Origin of the sequence: Paraburkholderia rhizosphaerae, assembly GCF_004366595.1 — a bacterium.
GTDB lineage: Bacteria > Pseudomonadota > Gammaproteobacteria > Burkholderiales > Burkholderiaceae > Paraburkholderia > Paraburkholderia rhizosphaerae.
The window spans coordinates 1-16,865 of record NZ_SORE01000049.1; the positions used below are offsets into that span (position 1 = coordinate 1).

At 63.5% G+C, this 16,865-nt stretch carries 22 protein-coding genes; 11 read left to right on the forward strand and 11 right to left on the reverse strand.

Annotation, left to right across the window (positions count from 1 at the left end; genetic code table 11):
* A partial coding sequence (locus BX592_RS32865) for an AAA-associated domain-containing protein (RefSeq protein WP_134197515.1) occupies positions 1-126 on the forward strand: 126 nt, incomplete at its 5' end.
* Between the two features lie 74 nt (positions 127-200).
* Here BX592_RS32865 and BX592_RS32870 read toward each other — a convergent pair.
* The 3 genes from BX592_RS32870 to BX592_RS32880 all read right to left on the reverse strand — a co-directional run bounded on the left by BX592_RS32870 (position 201) and on the right by BX592_RS32880 (position 2,662).
* Positions 201-671 carry a hypothetical protein gene (locus tag BX592_RS32870; protein ID WP_243849832.1) on the reverse strand — a complete coding sequence of 157 codons (471 nt, stop codon included), beginning with the start codon at positions 669-671 and terminating at the stop codon, positions 201-203.
* Positions 672-808: 137 nt separating this feature from the next.
* Positions 809-1,369 (reverse strand): hypothetical protein, encoded by a 561-nt coding sequence (locus tag BX592_RS32875; protein WP_134197516.1) that lies wholly within the window; start codon positions 1,367-1,369, stop codon positions 809-811.
* A gap of 228 nt (positions 1,370-1,597) precedes the next feature.
* On the reverse strand, positions 1,598-2,662 hold the full coding sequence (locus tag BX592_RS32880) for a sigma-54 interaction domain-containing protein (RefSeq protein WP_134197517.1): 1,065 nt from the start codon (positions 2,660-2,662) through the stop codon (positions 1,598-1,600).
* A 443-nt stretch (positions 2,663-3,105) separates the two neighbouring features.
* On the opposite strand from BX592_RS32880, the gene BX592_RS32885 reads away from it, so the two are divergent.
* The 6 genes from BX592_RS32885 (at position 3,106) to otsA (ending at position 7,964) form a co-directional block, all read left to right on the forward strand.
* Positions 3,106-3,423 (forward strand): ElaB/YgaM/YqjD family protein, encoded by a 318-nt coding sequence (locus tag BX592_RS32885; RefSeq protein ID WP_134197518.1) that lies wholly within the window; start codon positions 3,106-3,108, stop codon positions 3,421-3,423.
* Positions 3,424-3,495: 72 nt separating this feature from the next.
* The gene (locus tag BX592_RS32890; RefSeq protein ID WP_134197531.1) at positions 3,496-3,753 is read left to right on the forward strand and encodes a hypothetical protein; all 258 of its coding nucleotides are present in this window, start codon (positions 3,496-3,498) and stop codon (positions 3,751-3,753) included.
* A gap of 486 nt (positions 3,754-4,239) precedes the next feature.
* The gene (locus BX592_RS32895) at positions 4,240-5,646 is read left to right on the forward strand and encodes a sigma-54-dependent transcriptional regulator (RefSeq protein WP_134197519.1); all 1,407 of its coding nucleotides are present in this window, start codon (positions 4,240-4,242) and stop codon (positions 5,644-5,646) included.
* A 97-nt stretch (positions 5,647-5,743) separates the two neighbouring features.
* Entirely contained in the window at positions 5,744-6,082 is a 339-nt protein-coding gene (locus BX592_RS32900; protein WP_341804916.1) for a hypothetical protein, read from the forward strand.
* 53 nt (positions 6,083-6,135) lie between these two features.
* Positions 6,136-6,354, forward strand: a complete 219-nt coding sequence (locus tag BX592_RS32905; RefSeq protein ID WP_134197520.1) for a hypothetical protein — start codon at positions 6,136-6,138, stop codon at positions 6,352-6,354.
* 188 nt (positions 6,355-6,542) lie between these two features.
* The gene (gene otsA / locus BX592_RS32910; protein ID WP_134197521.1) at positions 6,543-7,964 is read left to right on the forward strand and encodes an alpha,alpha-trehalose-phosphate synthase (UDP-forming); all 1,422 of its coding nucleotides are present in this window, start codon (positions 6,543-6,545) and stop codon (positions 7,962-7,964) included.
* 108 nt (positions 7,965-8,072) lie between these two features.
* On the opposite strand, the gene BX592_RS32915 is transcribed toward otsA, so the two are convergent.
* From BX592_RS32915 to BX592_RS35075, 6 genes are all read right to left on the reverse strand, one after another.
* Positions 8,073-8,651, reverse strand: a complete 579-nt coding sequence (locus BX592_RS32915; RefSeq protein WP_134197522.1) for a hypothetical protein — start codon at positions 8,649-8,651, stop codon at positions 8,073-8,075.
* 203 nt (positions 8,652-8,854) lie between these two features.
* Positions 8,855-10,294, reverse strand: coding sequence for an MFS transporter (locus BX592_RS32920; protein WP_134197523.1), 1,440 nt, complete (start codon positions 10,292-10,294; stop codon positions 8,855-8,857).
* 210 nt (positions 10,295-10,504) lie between these two features.
* Positions 10,505-11,008 carry a YbhB/YbcL family Raf kinase inhibitor-like protein gene (locus BX592_RS32925; protein ID WP_134197524.1) on the reverse strand — a complete coding sequence of 168 codons (504 nt, stop codon included), beginning with the start codon at positions 11,006-11,008 and terminating at the stop codon, positions 10,505-10,507.
* 193 nt (positions 11,009-11,201) lie between these two features.
* The gene (locus BX592_RS32930; RefSeq protein ID WP_134197525.1) at positions 11,202-11,648 is read right to left on the reverse strand and encodes a very short patch repair endonuclease; all 447 of its coding nucleotides are present in this window, start codon (positions 11,646-11,648) and stop codon (positions 11,202-11,204) included.
* Positions 11,648-13,006 (reverse strand): DNA (cytosine-5-)-methyltransferase, encoded by a 1,359-nt coding sequence (gene dcm, locus BX592_RS32935; RefSeq protein ID WP_134197526.1) that lies wholly within the window; start codon positions 13,004-13,006, stop codon positions 11,648-11,650. The genes BX592_RS32930 and dcm overlap by 1 nt, the downstream gene beginning before the upstream one ends.
* Positions 13,007-13,133: 127 nt before the next feature.
* Positions 13,134-13,535: a hypothetical protein gene (locus BX592_RS35075; RefSeq protein WP_208328017.1), complete on the reverse strand. Its 402-nt coding sequence runs from the start codon at positions 13,533-13,535 to the stop codon at positions 13,134-13,136.
* Positions 13,536-13,980: 445 nt separating this feature from the next.
* Here BX592_RS35075 and BX592_RS34110 point away from each other — a divergent pair, with 445 nt between their 5' ends.
* From BX592_RS34110 to BX592_RS32950, 3 genes are all read left to right on the forward strand, one after another.
* Positions 13,981-14,151, forward strand: coding sequence for a hypothetical protein (locus BX592_RS34110; protein WP_166676525.1), 171 nt, complete (start codon positions 13,981-13,983; stop codon positions 14,149-14,151).
* Positions 14,152-14,406: 255 nt separating this feature from the next.
* Positions 14,407-14,736 (forward strand): DUF4148 domain-containing protein, encoded by a 330-nt coding sequence (locus BX592_RS32945; protein WP_134197527.1) that lies wholly within the window; start codon positions 14,407-14,409, stop codon positions 14,734-14,736.
* Between the two features lie 368 nt (positions 14,737-15,104).
* The gene (locus tag BX592_RS32950; protein WP_134197528.1) at positions 15,105-15,866 is read left to right on the forward strand and encodes a YoaK family protein; all 762 of its coding nucleotides are present in this window, start codon (positions 15,105-15,107) and stop codon (positions 15,864-15,866) included.
* A 52-nt stretch (positions 15,867-15,918) separates the two neighbouring features.
* Here BX592_RS32950 and BX592_RS32955 read toward each other — a convergent pair whose 3' ends face one another.
* On the reverse strand, positions 15,919-16,239 hold the full coding sequence (locus BX592_RS32955; RefSeq protein WP_243849831.1) for a hypothetical protein: 321 nt from the start codon (positions 16,237-16,239) through the stop codon (positions 15,919-15,921).
* Between the two features lie 106 nt (positions 16,240-16,345).
* Between BX592_RS32955 and BX592_RS32960 the strand changes: the two genes are divergently transcribed.
* Entirely contained in the window at positions 16,346-16,651 is a 306-nt protein-coding gene (locus tag BX592_RS32960) for a DUF4148 domain-containing protein (protein WP_134197529.1), read from the forward strand.
* Between the two features lie 8 nt (positions 16,652-16,659).
* Here BX592_RS32960 and BX592_RS34250 read toward each other — a convergent pair.
* Positions 16,660-16,865 (reverse strand): hypothetical protein (locus BX592_RS34250; RefSeq protein WP_208328018.1); only part of this gene is annotated, 206 nt, incomplete at its 5' end.

Sequence of the window (16,865 nt, forward strand, 5' to 3'; positions counted from 1 at the left end):
GACTTCCTGTCGGATAGCGCGGCGCAAGAGACGCTCGATGCGGTGATCAACTGGGGGCGCTATGGCGAGATCTTCTCGTATAACGACCAGTCGGAAATCTTCAGCCTCGAGGACGTCGAGTCCTGATCAGGTCGAGGTGACGGGGACCTGCTGCGGCAACCCACAGCGAGCCCGTGCCCCCTGCCTGTTGCGCTACTGCACTATTGCAGGTTGCCCCACCGATCGACCGCGGGCTCCGCCGACGCCCATTTCCACCAGCGCTTGTCCTGCTGCAACTGGCAAGCGGCAGCGGTGTACCAGTGCTCGGGCGCGTTCGCTTCATCGCCGTCGGCAACCGAGAACACGAACTCCTTGCAGTCCGCAAGCGCCGATGAGAACGCACGCGTGACGCGTACCTGCCCATGGCCGTTCTCGATCGGCAGCGTGTGCTTCACGTTCCACGCACGCATGTCGCCGACCTTCATCGCACCGACCTGTGCCGCGATCACGTTCTGCTGATCGGTATGCATCACACGGTAGTAGCGATTGATGGTTTCGGTGGTCGCCGCCTGCACCGCGATGCCTACGCCGAGTCCGATCGCCGGATTCGCGGTGACGATGCCGGTCGCGGCGCCGGCGGCCGCGCCGCCCGCTGCGCCGAGCGAAGTGGAACTGCATCCGCTCACCAGCATGCCGGTGAGCGCGCAGAAGGCCGCGGCGACCACGACGCGCAACCCATGCTGCGGCAAACGCAGCGGCTTAGGCCGTCGCTCATCGATAGCAACGCTGTCATCGCGTGACGCATTGCCTGTCAGACTATCTGCGCTGCTCATTGCAGCGCACCCCAGCGTTCCGTCGCTGGTTCGGCCGACGCCCATCGCCATGCATTGCCGTTGCGGCAGATCGACGCGACATAAAATGCGCTCGATGCGGGCGTATTCTGCGTCGCCGACTGGTCGACCGAGAAGACGATTTCCTTGCAATCGAGCACGCCGGTGCTGATCACCCGGCTGACGGTGACGCGGCCATGTTCGTCGTCCTCGAGCGGGACCGTGTGTGTGATGCTCCACGGCGCGACGCCGCCGACATCGAGTGGTCCTGCGACCTGCGCGATCCCGTTCTGCGTATTGCGATGGATCACGCGCTCCGAATACTGGACGCCCGCGTGCGCCGCGGCGACCACGCCAAGGCCAATGCCGGTCGCGACCGCCGCGTTGTTCGTCAGCGAACCGGCAATGGCGGCGCCGGCGATGCCCGCACCCGCGGTCGCGCTTTCGGAGTAGAGGGAAGAGCAACCGCTCAATGCGGTCGCGACTGCGGCAACGACGAGCGCGGCTAGCAGCGCGCCCGGACGCGGCGCCTGTAACGCGCCGGAGATGACATTTTGCATTCCTTGTTCTTGCTCCTGCTTGTCCGCCGCGCTGCTTCGGGGGGTGCCGCGGGTCGGACCACATATCGGTCAAGCAGAAGGATTGTGCAGGACGTCATTTGTAATTGGCATAGAAAAAATGCAAGCAATTGCAAATGCTGATGCGCGCGCGGCGCCTTTCTGATTGTGCGTGCGCGGCGACTTTCTGTTTGTCCCGGGGCCGCGCTTGCGGCCGACCAGCGATCACACTCAACCTTCGTCCTGGCCCGCGTCTTCTTCGTCGCCGTAGGCGCTCAGGCGGTTGTACAGCGTCTTCAGGCTGACACCGAGTGCTTTCGCGGCGCGCCGCTTGTCGCCACCGCAGTATTTCAGCGTGCCGAGAATGATCTGCTTTTGTGCGTCCGCAAGCGGCGTGCCGATCCATACGCTCATCGAGTCACCGAGCGTGACGGGTTTCTTCACGCGCGACATCAGATGCGGATGCGGCAACTCGACCGACTTCTCGGCCAGGATAAATGCGCGGTACACCGCGTTCTTCAACTCGCGCACATTGCCGGGCCACGACCATGTGCGCAGCGTCTCCATCGAGCGTTTGCTGAAGGTCTTGTTCGTGCTTTCCTGCTGGTTCAACGCGGTGAGGAAGTGCTGCGCGAGCAGTTCGCGGTCGCCTTCGCGTTCGCGCAATGGCGGCGCGCGCAGTGGAAATACCGCGAGCCGGTACATCAGGTCTTCGCGCAAGCCGTTTTCCTTCACCGCGACCGCCGGGTCGCGATTGGTCGCGGCGATCACGCGCACGTCCGCGCGAATCAGCTCGGTGCCGCCGACGCGAAAGAACGTGCCGGTCTCGAGCGCGCGCAGCAGCTTCACCTGGCGCACCGGCGACATCTCGGTCACTTCGTCGAGGAACAGCGTGCCGCCGTTCGCATGCTCGAAGTAGCCGATGCGTCCTTGCACGGCGCCCGTGAAGCTGCCTTTTTCATGGCCGAACAGTTCGGCTTCGATCAGCTCGTCCGGAATCGCGCCGCAATTCACCGCGACAAACGCGCCGTCTTTACGCGAACTGTGTTCGTGAATCGTGCGGGCAATCAGTTCCTTGCCCGTGCCGGATTCGCCGATGATGAGCGCGGTCGCGTCGGTCGCGGCCACGCGCGCGATCTGGTCGTAGAGATCGAGCATGACGTGGGATGAGCCGTACAGCATCCCATACGACTTCAGTCCCGCGACGACTTCAGCGCCGCGCTGTTTCGCCTGTGACGTTGCGCTGCCGCCGCCGGCAGTGTCGGCGGCGGGCGAGTCCAGATCGGTTGACGCCATAACCAGGGTGTCCTGTGCAAATGCGGTTCGAGGATGTGATGGCGCAGGCCGCGAGCGAGCGGGCGGACCAGGAGCCAGGGTGCCGGGTGCGCCGGGTGCGTTCCGCTATCTCGCAAAAACTAATTTAACCACTGGCGCGCTATGCCCGGCAAGGCGCTTGCATCTATCGTGTACTTACGCGAAGCGCGGAAAAAAGTTCGCGGCGCGCGGTAACCGGCAACATTGACGCGCATCTTGCGAGGAACTTCGCGCGGCTGCCGTGTATCTCCACCATTGGAGAGAATTGTCGGGCATGGCTATTGCGCGGAATGTCGGGTGGCGTACCCAGGCAACGGCCGAACGCGTCCGCAGCACGAAAAGAATGCAATCGGCACCGCAGGCGGTGCCATCTATCGATGCAGCAATCGACGAAAAACGATCGTCAAAAGACACGGAGAGACGCGATGACAGCCACCACCGAACAGTTCGCCCTCGGCAAGCAGAAGATCGTCGAGGACCTCAGCGTATTGTTGACGGATTCGGAGGAAATGCTGAGGCTCGCCGCGGCGCTGTCCGGCGAAGGCGTCGATGCGCTGCGCGAACGCTTGCGCACGCACGTCGATACGCTGCAGGCGGCGCTCGCTGACGCGCAAGTCGCCGCGCAGCGCGGTTACCGCAGCGCGACCGTGCAGACCGAGCGATACGTGCGGCAAAACCCGTGGCAGGCGCTTGGCATTGCCGCGGGCGTCGGGTTCCTGGTCGGCGTGCTGGCCGCGCGCTGACGACCGCATTGACGGACCGCCCGGCGGCGAACTGGCTTGTTTGCGATCACTCTCAAAATCGAGGAGGTCATGATGGCTCGACCCAGAATCGGCATCTTTGGTGCGGTATTCGCGATCGGTGGCATGCTCGCGTTGCGCTGGGCGCAGAAACGCCGGATCGCCCAGGCGATGACCGCACGCGATCTGACGCGTTGGGAAGGCGAGGGCGGCTCGATCGCCGAAGCCGAGCCTATGCGGCCGGCGGCGTTGCCCGGCAGCACGCATCCGCGCGCGGGCAATGGCGTCGATCACGGCGTGACGGGCGGCGCATGGCCATTTCCGCGTAGCTAGCTGAACATGCCGCGGTCAGCCGCGGCGCGGCTTGCCGGATTCCATCCGTTTTCTGTTGCATCAGCGCAGGCGCCTGCCCGAGATCGCCGAACCATAGTCGCGTTCGCAGGTAGCGGCCAATGACAGCGCGATCGACGTCGTCAGTGAACCGTTGGGCTTCGATAAAGAGGTATCCGGTATGGATTTTCGGGATAAGACCGTATAATAGGCAAATCGACAACAATGAACTGTTTTGACGCGGCCTCAAGTGGCAATTGTTGCGATATTGCACTAAGTTGGTAATTTTTTCATAGGCGGCCGCTCGGAGCGGCCGTTTCGCACATAGCATTGACGTAAGCTCGCGACCATTCACGGTGGCGGGGCAGGTGCGTTGCCGGACCGGCTCCCGGTTCCGGTTTTGCCCGATTTCGGGTTGTGCGCCGTGCGCCGTGCCGTGTGGCTGTTCCAGCTATCCATCTCCCGTACTTTTTAGATTTCGGAAACGCGATGCCACATGCACTGATTGTCGACGACGATCCGGGTACCCGCGAAGCGCTAGCCGCGATCATCACCGAAGATGGACTGACTACCGCGACTGCAGGCGACCTGCGCGAGGCCCGCATCCAGCTGGTCCGGCAGATGCCGGACGTCGTGTTCACTGACCTGAAACTCCCCGATGGCACGGGAGTGGATCTGTTCGAGGATCTCGATCCGCGCTCCGGCGTCGAGTTCATCGTGATCACCGGCCATGCGACGGTGGAGTCCGCGGTGAGCGCGCTGAAGATGGGCGCGGCCGACTACCTGGTCAAACCGATCAACATGCAGCGCGTGAAGGCGATTCTGAATCGCCTGCCGCGCGCCGGCGATCTGAAGGCCGAGATCGGCACGCTGCGCGGCGAGTTGCGCCGCATGGGCCGCTTCGGCCTGATGCTCGGTAATTCGGCCGCAATGCAGCAGGTGTACGACCAGATCAGCCGCGTCGCGCCGACGGCCGCATCGGTGATGCTGGTCGGCGAATCCGGCACCGGTAAGGAAGTGGCCGCGCAGACGCTGCATCAGCTGAGCTTGCGCCGCAAGCACGCGTTCCTCGCGGTCAACTGCGGTGCGATCTCGCCGAATCTGATCGAGTCGGAGATGTTCGGCCACGAGCGCGGCTCGTTTACCGGCGCGGATCGCCAGCACAAAGGCTATTTCGAACGCGCGAATGGCGGCACGCTGTTTCTCGACGAGATCACCGAGATGCCGATCGAGCTGCAGGTGAAACTGTTGCGCGTGCTCGAAACCGGTATGTTCATGCGGGTGGGCACAACGAAGGAAATCGAGACCGATGTCCGATTGATCGCCGCGACCAATCGCGATCCGGAGCAGGCGGTGCTCGAAGGCAAGCTGCGTCTGGACCTGTATCACCGTTTGAACGTGTTTCCGATCAGCCTGCCGCCGCTGCGCGAGCGCGGCAAGGATGTCGAACTGCTCGCGCAATCGTTCCTCGACGAACTCAATGAGCAGCACGGCACACGCAAGCACTTTCCGCCGGCGGTCAGGGAAATGTTGCTGACGTATCCGTGGCCAGGCAATGTGCGTGAGCTGAAGAACTACGTGCAGCGCGCGCACATCATGTCGGGCACGGATTCGGACAGCACGGCGACGGTGCCGTTGCAGATCACCTTGTCGAAGTCGACCGCGGGTACCGCGATCACCATTCCGTTCGGCACTTCGCTTGCCGAAGCGGACCGTCAACTGATTCTCGCCACGCTCGAACAGTGCGGCGGCGTGAAGACGCGCGCTGCGGAGATTCTCGGTATCAGTCTGAAGACGCTGTATAACCGGCTCGTTGAATATGGCAACGACGCCGGTCGCGGCGACGATAACGATGGCGCTGAAGAACCGCAGGCGTTTGGCAAGGCGGACGCATAACAGCGCATAAAGACGCGTAGCGCTTGCCAGAAACGCGTCCGTCAAAAGACGGTACAGCCTTTGCTGCGTCCCGATCGACGCAAACGAGGAGGCTCACATGCCGCAACGCGACCTTGTCGCTGTATCGATCCCGGTGCCGGCGTCGTGGCTGCCATCTGTGTTTCGGGCGGGCTTGCGGGCGCAGTGCCAGCCGACGGCCTCGCTGCATCGTCCGGAGCCGACCGAACCGCCCGGCCCGGACGATCCCGACGAAGACGACGACGCGCCGCCGGACCCGGACCGGATGCCAGGCGAACCAATTCCTCTGCCGATTGGCGATCCTCCTCCGGTTCATGCGCCGCAAAGCGCGGTTTCGCCGCACGACGTTTCGCAACTTGATGTACTCGTTACAAAACCAGCGAACTTTTTACCGGCAATTTACCTGGCCGGGTTCTAGACTGTGATGATGCCACCGGCTCCGGTGGCGGCCTTCCCCTGGAGGCGTCGATCATGAGACACCCTGCATTGCGGCGCTCCGCGCGCCACTCGAAGCGCGAACCGCGCCCCGGCAGTGTTCCAGCCAGCTCGCCGAATGCCCCCGACCCGGACCCGGCGGCGCAAAACCGCGCCGCCCCCGATGCCCCGCCGGACGGGGATCACAACCAGGGCGGCACGCGCCGGGAGGGGCTCGAGTACCAGCGCGATCTCGGTTCCGAGCAGGACGCCTGACTTCTCCCGATCGATGTGCCGGTGGAGGGAAATGCTCCGCGCGCGTACTGCGCGTGGGTGTTTTTTCTCGTTTGTCACATTCGTATACATTTTTGTGTTCCAGATTGTCGCAGTGCGGCATAGTTTTTGCGTGCACTTATTCGGCGCAAGTCGCATGGAACGTCAACTGAAATGAAGGGGGAGCCTGTATGAGCCGATTGATCGTAGTGTCGAACCGGGTCGCGCCGACGCAGGAAGGCCGACCGGCCGCGGGAGGTCTCGCGATCGGCGTGCTGGACGCGCTGAAGGAGACCGGCGGCGTCTGGTTCGGCTGGAGCGGGGAAATAGCGGGCGAGCCGTCCGCCCCTGTGATCGAGAAACAGGGCAACGTGACCTACGCGACCGTGGCGCTCTCCAAGCGCGACTACGACCAGTACTATCGCGGCTTTTCGAACGCGACGCTGTGGCCGACTTTTCACTATCGCAACGACCTGTCGCGTTATGACCGCCAGGAATACGCGGGCTATCTGCGTGTGAATGCGTCGCTTGCGAAACAGTTGAAGGAGATGATCCGGCCCGACGACATCATCTGGGTTCACGACTATCACATGTTGCCGTTCGCACGCTGCCTGCGCGAACTGGGCGTGAAGAATCCGATCGGATTTTTCCTGCACATCCCGTTTCCGGTGCCGCAGGTGCTGCTCACCGTGCCGCCGCACGAAGAGCTTGTACGCGATATGTGCAGCTATGACGTCGTGGGCTTTCAGACCGACGCGGACCGTCAGTCATTCGTCGACTACATCGAGCGCGGCCGTCATGGCACCGCGAGCGACGACGGCATGGTCCACGCGTACAACCGCTTCCTGAAGGTCGCGGCGTATCCGATCGGGATCTATCCGGACGCGATTGCGAAAGCGGCGGTGCAGTTCAGCGATCGCAAAGCGGTGAAGAGCCTGCGCGATGCGATGCACAATCGCAAGCTGATCATGAGTGTCGACCGGCTCGACTATTCGAAAGGGCTGGTCGAACGTTTCCAGGCGTTCGAGCGCCTGCTATTGAACACACCCGGCTGGCATGGCCGCGTATCGCTCGTGCAGATCGCGCCGCCGACGCGCTCGGACGTGCAGACGTACCAGCGCATCCGGCAGAACCTCGAAGGCGAAGCGGGGCGTATCAACGGCCGTTTCGCGCAGCTCGACTGGACGCCGATCCAGTACCTGAACCGCAAGTACGAACGCAATCTGCTGATGGCGCTGTTCCGCCAGTCGCAGGTCGGCTATGTGACGCCGCTACGCGACGGCATGAACCTCGTGGCGAAGGAATATGTCGCGTCGCAGGATCCCGCCGATCCGGGCGTGCTCGTGCTGTCGCAGTTCGCGGGTGCCGCCGAGCAATTGCCGGGTGCGCTGGTGGTGAATCCGTTCGATCTGTCGCAGATGGCCGAGGCGCTCGAGCGCGCCTTGTCGATGCCGCTCGCGGAGCGGCAGGCGCGCCATGCGGACATGATGGCGCCGCTGCGTGAGAACAATCTGTCGGTCTGGCGCGATACGTTCCTTGCCGACTTGCGGCATGTGTCGACCGCGTCGTCGGTGGCCGAAAAAGCGGTAAAGCGCGCTGACGTGACGGCGTAGCGGCGGCCTGTCACGTCGACGCGCGCACCTTGCGTCGCGCTTTGTCGTACGCGCAATGAGCCACGGCAGCCGGAAGGCTGCCGTTTTTTTATGGCCAGCCGCGTGGCGTCACGCGGGCTGCTGATGCAGTTCAGTCAGCAGGTCCGGCGTGCTGCGTGGATCGAAATCGGCCCAGCGGCCATGCTGCCAGTGACCGGTCGCGCGCTCGATGTCGGCGCCGCCCGCTGCGCGCAGCAGTTGTGCCGCTTCGCGCTGCGTTTCCGGCGTCACATGCACGGCGACCAGCACGCCCGAAGCGCGCCATTCATGGTGGATCCGTTCATGATGGATACGCGGTCCGCTGCGCGCCTCCAGCATTGCGCCGGTTTTGGCGCCGATGTACGCGCCGACGCCCGCCGCGAGAACAACGATCGGCAATGAGGCCGCGAAGCCCATGAAAACCAGCACACCGACGATCGCGCCCGCCACGGCGCCGTAAGTCATGCCGTGATGCGCGGGATGCGACGGCGACAACAGGCGGGTGGCGGTGGCGCGACTTGCGTCGAGCGGATGTAGCGCGTGCTGGCCGCGCGGGTTGACGAAAAACAGCGTGACGTCCTCGCCGACGAAGCCGTGATCGAACAACTGTTGCGCAGCGGTTTCTGCGGCGGGGAAGGTCGTGAAGCGTCCAGCGACGATGAGTGACATGGCGCCCCCTATCGTATGAACCTGACCAGAGCGTCCAGCGTGGTTGGCGCCGGACATCAGCTTGGACAAGTTCCGGCGCCGCGAGTGCGTTTCACGCGGGTTTCTTCCGATCGCTCATCGGCGCAGGCAGGCGTGGGCGTGTAGATGGAGATGCTGCGACGCCGCTCAAGCGAGCGCGTTGCAACACAACACACACGCGCAAGCTATGCGGAAGCGACCGCACCCTTGTGCGTCACGCGCAGCGAACTGACGACGGCCGCCACAGCGGCAAAGCACGCCGCGACATACAACGTGACCATCGACCCGTGCTGCGGCACGACACCGAAGATCAGCGCGACCAGCGCGGCGCCTAATGTCTGCCCGGTCAGGCGCGCGGTGCCGAGCATACCGCTTGCACCGCCGCTGCGCGAACGCGGCGCCGACGACAGGATCGTGCGGTTGTTCGGCGACTGGAAGATGCCGAAGCCCGCGCCGCATAGTGCCATCCGCCAACCGATATCGAATGGCTGCGGATGCGGGCCGAGCGTCGCCAGCAACAGCAGGCCGCAGGTCAGCACCGCGAGACCGATGCCGCCGAGCAGACCCGCCGACATCCGGTCCGACAGCGCGCCCGCAATCGGCGCCGCGACGATGATTACCAGCGGCCAGGGCGTCATCAGTAGCCCGGTCTGCACCTGCGACAGGCCGAACGCGTTCTGCATCAGGAACGGCAGCGACACGAACGACAGCATTTGCGCGGCAAACGAACACACCGATGTGCCGATCGACAACGCGAACAGCGGGTTGCGCAGCAGATCGACCGGTAGCAGAGGCGCGGTCTGCGTCAACTGTCGCCGCACGAAGAAGTAACCGATGACGAGTGCCGCAACCGCTTCGAGCGCGACGTACGCGACGTGCTCGCCATGACCCAGCCCGTCGACCGCGAAGATCAGCAGACCGAACACGAACGCGTTCATCACGGCGCTCACATAGTCGTACGGCGAGTCATGGCGCACGTTGCCCGGCAGCGCCTTCACGCCGATCAGCAGCGCGGCGATGCCGATTGGCACATTGATCGCGAACAGCCACTGCCATGATGCGACCGATAGCACGCCGGCGGCGACGGTCGGCCCGACCGCCGACGAGACCGCGACCACCATCGCGTTGATCGAAATGCCGCGGCCGAGCGACGCGGGCGGATAGATCATCCGCACGAGCGCGGTGTTCACGCTCATGATGCCGGCGGCGCCGAAGCCCTGGATCACGCGAGCGAACGCGAGCGTCGGCAACGAGCCGGCGAGTGCGCAGGCGAGCGAGGCGATCGTGAACAGCACGAGCCCGCCCAGATAAACGCGCCGGTAGCCGATCCGGTCGCCGAGCGACGACAGCGGCAACAGTGAGATCGTGACCGCCAGCTGATACGCATTGACCACCCAGATCGAGCTGGCCGCGCTCGCATGCATGTAGCGCGCGATGGTCGGTAGCGCAACGTTCGCGATCGCGCTGTCGAGCACCGACACCGCAATCCCGAACGCGACGACGAGGATTGCCCAATAGCGTTGCGGCAGCGGCAACCCCTGTTCGTTGTCTTGCGCTGACGGACCGCGCGAAGCGGGAGTATCGGAAGGGGTGGATGGGTTGCCGCGGGAAGGTTGTGCGCGCATCGACAGTGGCAGGTAGCGATCTGTTTGGTTCGATGGCCTTGCGGCCGTTCAAAGAGACTGGATCCGGCGGCGAGGCCAGTTTATTGTTTTCACCTGCATGAGCCGTCCTGCCGCGGAAGACATCGCGCGTCGGTGAGTCGCGTCGCGGATCAATGCGAGGCGACTCACCGACGCGCGACGCCGTCGCGTAAGGCGGCGCATAGAGGCGTACTACTTCAGTTCATATAACCCCGTATAGGTCGTCGAGTCGACCTCGTTCTGATTGATGATGAGGCGCGCGACCGCGTTGGCCGTCTCCGCCGTGACCGGCAGTTGACGCGCATTCAATGCATGCAACCTGAAGATAAAGCGGTGCGGCTTGTCGCCGCGCATCGGCGCCGCGCCGCCGTAGCCTTGCGTGCCATAGTCGTTGCGCACCTGCACTGCGCCATCGGGCAACAGGCTGCCGTCCGCTTTGCCCGCATTGCGAGGCAGTCCGCGCGCATCCGCCGGAATATTGACGACCACCCAGTGCCAGAAGCCGCTGCCCGTATGCGCGTCCGGGTCGTAGACCGTCAGTGCCAGGCTTTGCGCGTCCTCGGGCGGCGCGTCCCACTGTAGCGCGGGCGAAATGTTCTCGCCGTCGACGCCGAACGATTTGTCGTTGAACTCCGATGCTTTCGGCATGAAGCCGTTGGCGGGAAAGTCGTCCGACCAGATTCGGAAGTCAGCCATCGTATGCCTCTTTCGGTAGGTTTCTACAGAGGGACGGGCTCGCTCGGACGGGCCCCGGCTAGTCAATCGAGTTTATCACCGCACGCTTACACGATAGAGGCGCTGCGACGCCCGGGCACGCGCGTCACAACGCGCTTTTCAGGCCCGCGTGACGGGCGCTCGCACGCTTTGCGTACGCTGCCGCGGCCTGTCGCTATGCGCGTTCGTCGAGTGTCGGCGCGTCGCTTTGCAACCAGTCGACGAGGCGCTGCAACACGCCGTCGAGGTCCCGGTTTGCGCCGCGCAAAGCGCATTCCCAGACCGTCGCGACGCGCCAGCCGCGCTCGCGCAGCGCGGCCGTGACTTTCGCGTCGTTGCTGCGATTACGGCCGATCTTTTCGCGCCAGAAGTCGACGCGCGTTTGCGGCCATTTGAACAGAGGGCAATCGTGGCCGTGCCAGAAACAGCCATGCACGAATACGACCGCGTGGTAGCGCGGCAGCACGATGTCCGGGCGGCCGGGCAGATCGCGTGCATCGAGACGAAACCGAAAACCGCGCCGGTGCAGCAGGCTGCGGATCAGGATCTCGGGCTTCGTGTTGCGGCCGCGAATGCCGGACATCATCCGGCTGCGCGTCGCCGCATCGACGATGTCGACCATCAGGTCACCCGGATGTGCGCCGCGCGCGGCGCCCTGGTGCGCACGCTCAGTGAATCGCGCTCGCGCAACGCGTGCACATGCGGAAGCATGATGCGCGCGACCTCGCGCATCACCGGCATCACGACGCTATTGCCGAATTGCCGGTACGCCTGGGTATCGCTGACCGGGATGCGGAACGTATCGGGAAAGCCCATCAGGCGCGCGCACTCGCGCGGCGTGAGCCGGCGCGGCCGCTTGCCGCTGCCCTGATGCACGAGAATCTCCGAGCCGTCCTTGTGATAGCGCGCGGACAGCGTGCGCGTCACGCTGTCCGCAAACGCGAGGCCGAAGCCGAAGCCGTTGCCTGCCGCGCGATGCTTGTCCGCATAGCCTTGCAGATAGCTCCACAGCTTCGGCGTTAGCGTGTACTTCGGTTGCACCGCCCGCGCACGATGATCGAAGAAGCGATCGCCGTCCCACGGCAGAACCGGTTCGCGGCCGTCGGTGCGATGCAGGATCGATGCGAGCCTTGGACCGTCGGCCGGCAAGCGCAAGTCGTCCCACGAAAAGGACGTCGCACCGCGAAAGCCGACGATGATGATCCGCTCGCGATGCTGCGGCGTGAAATGCTGGCCGTCGATCACCCGATAGTGCACTTCGTAGCCGAGCTGGTCGCGCAGCGTCTGCAAGATCACGTCGAAGGTGCGGCCCTTGTCGTGCGACAGCAGGTTCTTCACATTCTCGAGCAGGAACGCGGCGGGTCGGCGCGCGGCGATGATGCGCGCGACATCGAAAAAGAGCGTGCCTTGTGTCGTGCATTCGAAGCCGTGCGGACGGCCGAGCGCGTTTTTCTTGCTGACGCCGGCGATCGAGAACGGCTGGCACGGAAAACCGGCGAGCAGCACATCGTGATCGGGCACCGCGTGTTCGGGGAAAGTCACGATGTCGCCGATCAGCGTGTGAGCGGACAAACCCGCACGGCTGATGTCGATAGGCGCGTCATGCGTGAAGCTTTCACCCGCGTTGCCGCCGAAATTCTCACGATAGGTCTTCTGCGAAAACGGGTTCCACTCGCTCGTCAGCACGCACTCGCCGCCGTGCGCTTCGAAACCCATCCGGATCCCGCCGATGCCGGCGAACAGATCCACAAAGCTGAAGCACGACGTGACGCTGCGATCCATGCCGTTGATGGGGACTGCCGGCGCGTTCGCTTGCAGCAGCGCCTGCAACGTGGGCGCCATGCGCGCGGGGCACGGTGTTTCGCCCTTTTCCCAGCGACGTACCGTCTTGATGTCCTTGCCGACGTGCGCGGCGATTTCTCGTTGTGTAAAGCGGATGCGCGCCTGTTTCAACAGGTCAAGCGGTGAGGCCTGGGTCACAGGATGTCCTTGCTGGGTATTTTTGCGGACATTATCACGCATCGCGCGCCCTATTTACGCCGATGGCGCGTCCGCGCGACAACTGGCGAGGCGACCTGGTGGCGTGGCGGCGGGTGTGCTAGCGAGGTCAGCGCGTGCGGCGCGGGCGCTCGCGCCGCACGCGGGATATCGCCGGGCGCGTGTTCGACGCGGTGTTGCCCGCGCTGTTTGCGGGTTGGGTTACGGGCTTCGTTGTGGGTTTGTCTGCCGGTTTATTCGCGGGGTTCACCATCGGCAATGGCTGCAGGTGCGACGCGTCTAGCTGTTCGAGTTGCGTCAACAAGCCGTCGATTGCGCAAAGCTGAGGCCTGGTCAGATGATCGCGCGCCAACAGTTCGTTCAGCCGCTTGCGCCAGTATGTCGCCGGCAGAATCGCGCCGCCGAAGTCGCCTTGCATCGACGGCCGCATCACGCGACCGATATGCGCGATGTCCTGGTCGATCAGCGTCGCCATCGAGAAGCCGGACGCAGTGTGCGGGTGACGGTCCATACGCGCCGTTAACGGCGCGGTCTCGCGAAACTTTAGCGAGGGTCGCGCAAGCGTTCGCGGCTGCGGGAGGGGCGAGCGCGGCGTACGTCCACGTCACGCAGAAGGTGAGCAATGCGCAGCGCGGGTCGATCAGGGTCAGGTCAGAACCAGCGCGAGACCACACGACACGACAACCAGCATCAGGCCTGCAGCAACAGCGATGTTGTATGGATAGCGCATGGCGGTTCGTGAAGCGAGGGCGGTGAGGTCAATGATAAGAGGTTGGAATACGTCTGGCGTAATCGACCTGCGCCGATAGGTGGTCGGGCGCACACTGATCGTCGGGGGGAAATGTGGCAGAACGCCTACTCGAATCAACGTGGAGACGAATATGATTTCATGCTTCGAAACATCGCCGCGCATTGCCTAGAATGGTTGAACGGATGTCGTCGAGATGGAGGCTGCGATGAGCGAATCGACACTGGCCTATCTGTTGGGGCCATCGGTCATGGTGATCGTGTGTGCTGTGATGTGGATCACCGCGCATCATCACAACAAATCGACGCATCGCGACTCGCCCGGGCGGCGGTTGCGCTGGCTCGATACCTATCACGGGGACTGGCGGCATCGCCATTGATATTCATGCTGCGGACGCCGTTCGCCGGGCGGTGTCCGCGGTCGCGTGAAAGCGCGCACCCGGAAGCCTGTCCGGATTCGCGCGCGTCATCAACACCGGCTGCCGATTTTTCATCCATTCAGTTTGTCCTGCGGCGCGAAACAATGAATTGGGGATTTAGGCGTTTACCCTAAACCCCCGCGATCCTAGACTGCTTTCAACGGTGGCACGCAATGCGTCGCAGCCGAATCGAAACCAATCTTGGAGGTCGTGATCATGAAATCGCTCATCAAAGCAGTCGCGCTTGCTGCCGTGCTCGCTGTTCCCGCTGTGTCGTTTGCCCAATCGAACCAACCGGTGACCCGCGCAGAGGTTCGCGCACAACTGGTGCAACTGGAAAAGACCGGCTACAGCCCGTTCGATTCGAGCGATGCGCACTATCCGGCGGCGATTCAGAAGGCGGAAGCGCAGGTGAGCGCGAGCAACGTCGTCGCGCAAGACGGCGGTTACGGTTCCGCAACGACCGGTACATCCGCGGCGGGCGGCCGCAAGGAAGTCACGCTGAGCTCTTATTCGCCGCCGATCTACGTGTACGAGCACCATTAAGCTGACCGCACATTGGACGACGGATGCAAGGTCGTCCGTCCGGATCGATGTAGCCGCGCACGGCGGGTCGGCGGGCTTGGTGGCTAGCCGGTTTGTCGTGTCACATTAGCCAATAGAACCTCCATCGCCGGATTACCGGCGATTTTGCCCAGCCGCACCGCTGGGCATTTTTTCGTGGCCGACCATGGTGCGGACGCTGGGTGGCCGCGACGTTTTTTCGCACCCTGAACGCACCGCGCATCGCATGCTACGATTTCGTGCGCTGCCCTGACGCGGGCCGCGCGGTCTGGGGCCTCTACACTCACCCCGAAGCTCGCGCCGACACTCGCCCGTTTGCCGTCCGCTCACATTCATCCGGGTCTGTCCGCATGCCTATCAACTATCTGCGCGGCTTTACCGCACCCGAACGAACCGATGTGACCAATCGGCGCCTTGGACGCTCGCTTGCGTTTGTCGCGGGCGCGGCGAATGCGGGCGGCTTCCTCGCGGTCGGGCAGTACACGTCGCATATGTCGGGGATCGTTTCCTCGCTCGCCGATAACCTCGCACTCGGCGATATCGCACTGGTTGCCGCGGGGTTGAGCGCGCTACTGTCGTTTCTGGTTGGAGCGGCGTCATCTGCGGTCATGATCAACTGGGGGCGCCGGCGTCGTCTGCGCAGCGTATATGCGATACCGCTCGCAATCGAAGCGGTGTTGCTGCTGTGCTTTGGCTTGCTGGGCGCGCACCTCGAACGTCATCAGCTGTTTTTTCTGCCGCTCACCGTGTGTCTGCTGTGCTTCGTGATGGGCTTGCAGAACGCGATGATCACCAAGATCTCCCGCGCGGAAATCCGCACCACGCATGTGACGGGGCTCGTCACCGACATCGGCATCGAACTGGGCAAGCTGTTCTACTGGAATGGCCGCCAGCCTGCATCCGCAGACGACACCGTGCGCGCGGACCGGCAGAAGCTCGCGTTGCTCGCTTCGCTGCTCGTGTCGTTTCTGGTCGGCGGATTAGCGGGGGCTGCCGGCTTCAAGCACCTGGGATTCGTGTCGACGTTGCCGCTCGCGATGGTGTTGCTGACACTCGCCGTGGTGCCGCTTTTCGACGACATGCGCAGCGGTGCCCGCAGGATACGTCTCTGATGCGCTTGCGCAACGCGCACCGCGAGTCCGCGCATAACGGCGGGCGCGACGACTAGTCGTCGTTGTCGTGCAGACCGTTACCGGATGCCCACAGCAAATCAATCAAAAAACTTTCGATTACCGCATGCCATTCGGGCGTGCCTTCAGCAAAGTCTTCCGGGTTGTGTTTGCCGCGCGCCTTACGAATGATCCTTACGGAATTTTCAAGCGCGATGGCTTCGTCGTACCGGGACGTGCCTCGTTTCAGCGGGAGATGTTTGTCGGATGCCATGGCCGGATTGTCGGCAGCGGGGGCGCGAACTTTAGCGACCCGCAACGCGGTAACCGAAGCGACGAGCGTCCGGGCGATTGTCACACCAGCCGAAACGGTCATTTCCTCGGATTAGGGTTTCCCCTAAGCCTCTAAATGCCTAGACTGCTTTCAAACGGACTGACGAATCAGGCCGTACAAACCGAAACCAAATCTGGAGGTAATGATCATGAAATCGCTTATCAAGGCCGTCGCTCTTGCTGCTGTGTTGGCTGTGCCGGCTGTGTCGTTTGCCCAATCGAACCAGCCCGTGACGCGTGCTGAAGTTCGTGCGCAATTGGTGCAACTTGAAAAGGCTGGCTACAGCCCGTTCGACTCGAGCGATGCGCATTACCCGGCGGGCATCCAGAAGGCTGAAGCGCGCGTGACCGCGGATACGACCGGCTACGGCGCCGCGACGGCGGGTACGTCGGATTCGGGCGCGCGCGGCCCGGTGTACAACCCATACCTCGGCTCGCCGTACAACCACTCGTAATGCTCGCGTCAAGCCGAACGAGTGCGGACGTGAAACGAGTTTTGCATTCGGTTGAGTAAAACGCCCGACATTCCGGCAATCACAAAGGCTCGCGCCGTTTTAACGGCGCGGGCCTTTTGCTTTGTGCGCCCAGCATGGGCGCACTCCTGCGGGTGCAAGTCCCGCCATAAGCTGGTCATAGCGAGTGAAGTGAAGCGCAACTGCATGAGGGCGA

What these genes read in the sequence shown, in the direction of transcription:
- BX592_RS32960 (WP_134197529.1), top strand. Translation starts at nt 16,346, where the DNA reads ATGAAATCGCTTATCAAGGCCGTCGCTCTTGCTGCTGTGTTGGCTGTG.
- BX592_RS32945 (WP_134197527.1), top strand. Translation starts at nt 14,407, where the DNA reads ATGAAATCGCTCATCAAAGCAGTCGCGCTTGCTGCCGTGCTCGCTGTT.
- otsA (WP_134197521.1), top strand. Translation starts at nt 6,543, where the DNA reads ATGAGCCGATTGATCGTAGTGTCGAACCGGGTCGCGCCGACGCAGGAA.
- BX592_RS32915 (WP_134197522.1), bottom strand. Translation starts at nt 8,651, where the DNA reads ATGTCACTCATCGTCGCTGGACGCTTCACGACCTTCCCCGCCGCAGAA.
- BX592_RS32955 (WP_243849831.1), bottom strand. Translation starts at nt 16,239, where the DNA reads ATGACCGTTTCGGCTGGTGTGACAATCGCCCGGACGCTCGTCGCTTCG.
- BX592_RS32890 (WP_134197531.1), top strand. Translation starts at nt 3,496, where the DNA reads ATGGCTCGACCCAGAATCGGCATCTTTGGTGCGGTATTCGCGATCGGT.
- BX592_RS32905 (WP_134197520.1), top strand. Translation starts at nt 6,136, where the DNA reads ATGAGACACCCTGCATTGCGGCGCTCCGCGCGCCACTCGAAGCGCGAA.
- BX592_RS32875 (WP_134197516.1), bottom strand. Translation starts at nt 1,369, where the DNA reads ATGCAAAATGTCATCTCCGGCGCGTTACAGGCGCCGCGTCCGGGCGCG.
- BX592_RS32880 (WP_134197517.1), bottom strand. Translation starts at nt 2,662, where the DNA reads ATGGCGTCAACCGATCTGGACTCGCCCGCCGCCGACACTGCCGGCGGC.
- BX592_RS32870 (WP_243849832.1), bottom strand. Translation starts at nt 671, where the DNA reads ATGCTGGTGAGCGGATGCAGTTCCACTTCGCTCGGCGCAGCGGGCGGC.
- BX592_RS35075 (WP_208328017.1), bottom strand. Translation starts at nt 13,535, where the DNA reads ATGGACCGTCACCCGCACACTGCGTCCGGCTTCTCGATGGCGACGCTG.
- BX592_RS32930 (WP_134197525.1), bottom strand. Translation starts at nt 11,648, where the DNA reads ATGGTCGACATCGTCGATGCGGCGACGCGCAGCCGGATGATGTCCGGC.
- BX592_RS32900 (WP_341804916.1), top strand. Translation starts at nt 5,744, where the DNA reads ATGCCGCAACGCGACCTTGTCGCTGTATCGATCCCGGTGCCGGCGTCG.
- BX592_RS32895 (WP_134197519.1), top strand. Translation starts at nt 4,240, where the DNA reads ATGCCACATGCACTGATTGTCGACGACGATCCGGGTACCCGCGAAGCG.
- BX592_RS32925 (WP_134197524.1), bottom strand. Translation starts at nt 11,008, where the DNA reads ATGGCTGACTTCCGAATCTGGTCGGACGACTTTCCCGCCAACGGCTTC.
- BX592_RS32950 (WP_134197528.1), top strand. Translation starts at nt 15,105, where the DNA reads ATGCCTATCAACTATCTGCGCGGCTTTACCGCACCCGAACGAACCGAT.
- BX592_RS32885 (WP_134197518.1), top strand. Translation starts at nt 3,106, where the DNA reads ATGACAGCCACCACCGAACAGTTCGCCCTCGGCAAGCAGAAGATCGTC.
- BX592_RS34110 (WP_166676525.1), top strand. Translation starts at nt 13,981, where the DNA reads ATGAGCGAATCGACACTGGCCTATCTGTTGGGGCCATCGGTCATGGTG.
- BX592_RS32920 (WP_134197523.1), bottom strand. Translation starts at nt 10,294, where the DNA reads ATGCGCGCACAACCTTCCCGCGGCAACCCATCCACCCCTTCCGATACT.